Here is a 1,612-nt window from a genome sequence, read left to right on the forward strand (position 1 = left end):
GAGTAAGGAACCCCACGCTTAAAAGCGGGGGCTTTTGGAAAGTCCGGCTCGTTTCGAGCGGTTCGAGAAGAAAGCCCGAACCTTACCAGAGACAGGATTAGACCTACGTTTTTAGAGTCATGATACCGGAAAATCCGTCGCTAGTTTTCCGCTCTATCGCTAAAAGTTAAACAGGCTTAACGGGGTTAAACCAGTGCTTTTGGCATAACAAGCTCATAAAACATTCAAGGGAGCGAACTTTACCCAGCAATGGAGGACTTTATGTCTAATTTTGTTTTTGTACTTGATAGTCACAAGCAACCGCTCAATCCAATCCGCCCAGGAATGGCTCGTAAATTGCTAACCACTGGCAAAGCTGCTGTTTTCAAAAGATATCCATTCACGATAATACTCAAGGTAGAGATAACAGCACCCCAGGAACCAATCACTCTTAAATTAGACCCTGGCTCCAAAACCACGGGAATTGCATTAGTCCAAGGAAAAAATGTAATCTTTGGTGCAGAACTAACTCACCGAGGTCAATCAATTAAAGCCAGTTTGGAGTCTCGCCGTTCACTGCGTAGAGGCAGGAGAAGTCGCCATACTCGTTATCGAAAAGCAAGATTTCTAAATAGAACTCGTTCTAAAGGATGGCTGGCTCCAAGCCTACAACATCGTGTTGAAACAACCCTGACATGGGTAACTAGATTAATGAAGGTCGCCCCCATTAGTTTCATTGTTCAAGAACTTGTGCGATTCGACTTACAACAACTAGAAAATCCAGAGATTAGTGGATTAGAATACCAGCAAGGCATTTTATGTGGTTACGAAATCCGCGAATATTTGCTGAATAAATGGGACAGAAAATGCGCGTATTGTGGAGTTGCTGATACACCATTACAAATCGAGCATATTCATCCCAAAGCAAAAGGCGGTTCTGATCGTATTTCTAATCTTTGCCTTGCTTGCGAGAATTGTAATACTCGGAAGGGAACTCAAGACATTGAGCAATTCCTCTCCAAGAAGCCAGATGTTTTGAAGAAGATTCTATCTCAAGCAAAACGTCCTTTAAAAGACGCAACAGTAGTTAATTCAACTCGCTGGGCGTTATTTAACCGACTCCGCATGACTGGCTTACCAGTTTCTACTGGCAGTGGTGGCTTGACAAAATTCAATCGCACTCGTTTGCAGCTACCTAAATCCCACTGGTTAGATGCTGCTTGTGTAGGCAAAGTCGAAGAATTGAAAGTGCTAACTTTTCAACCGCTGCTAATCAAGGCAACAGGACACGGTACGCGACAGATGTGCGGCACAAATAAGTTTGGCTTCCCAATTCGTCACAAGTCGAGAAAGCAAATTCATTTCGGTTTTCAAACTGGCGATATTATCAACGCGACAGTCACCGCAGGCAAAAAAGTCGGATCTTATGTAGGACGAATCCTTTGCCGTGCATCCGGTTCGTTCGATATCGCCACAATGAAGGGAAGAGTAGCAGGAATTAGTCACAAATATTGCCAATCTATTCACAAAAAAGATGGCTATTCCTATGGAGTTTAATTCAAGGCGACTGAAGTCGCAGCCGCTTTCCTCCCCATGTCTAAAGCCAGGGGCTTCTCGCTCGTTTTTTGGTGAA

General features: G+C 43.9%; 1 protein-coding gene. It reads left to right on the top strand.

Annotation, left to right across the window (positions count from 1 at the left end; translation table 11 throughout):
* The first annotated feature begins 261 nt into the window (after positions 1 to 261).
* Positions 262 to 1,536 carry an RNA-guided endonuclease IscB gene (gene iscB, locus JGK36_RS00030; protein ID WP_293194027.1) on the top strand — a complete coding sequence of 425 codons (1,275 nt, stop codon included), beginning with the start codon at positions 262 to 264 and terminating at the stop codon, positions 1,534 to 1,536.
* Positions 1,537 to 1,612 lie beyond the last annotated feature (76 nt).

This window comes from Microcoleus sp. PH2017_35_SFW_U_B, from assembly GCF_020737865.1.
Classification (GTDB): Bacteria; Cyanobacteriota; Cyanobacteriia; order Cyanobacteriales; family Microcoleaceae; genus Microcoleus.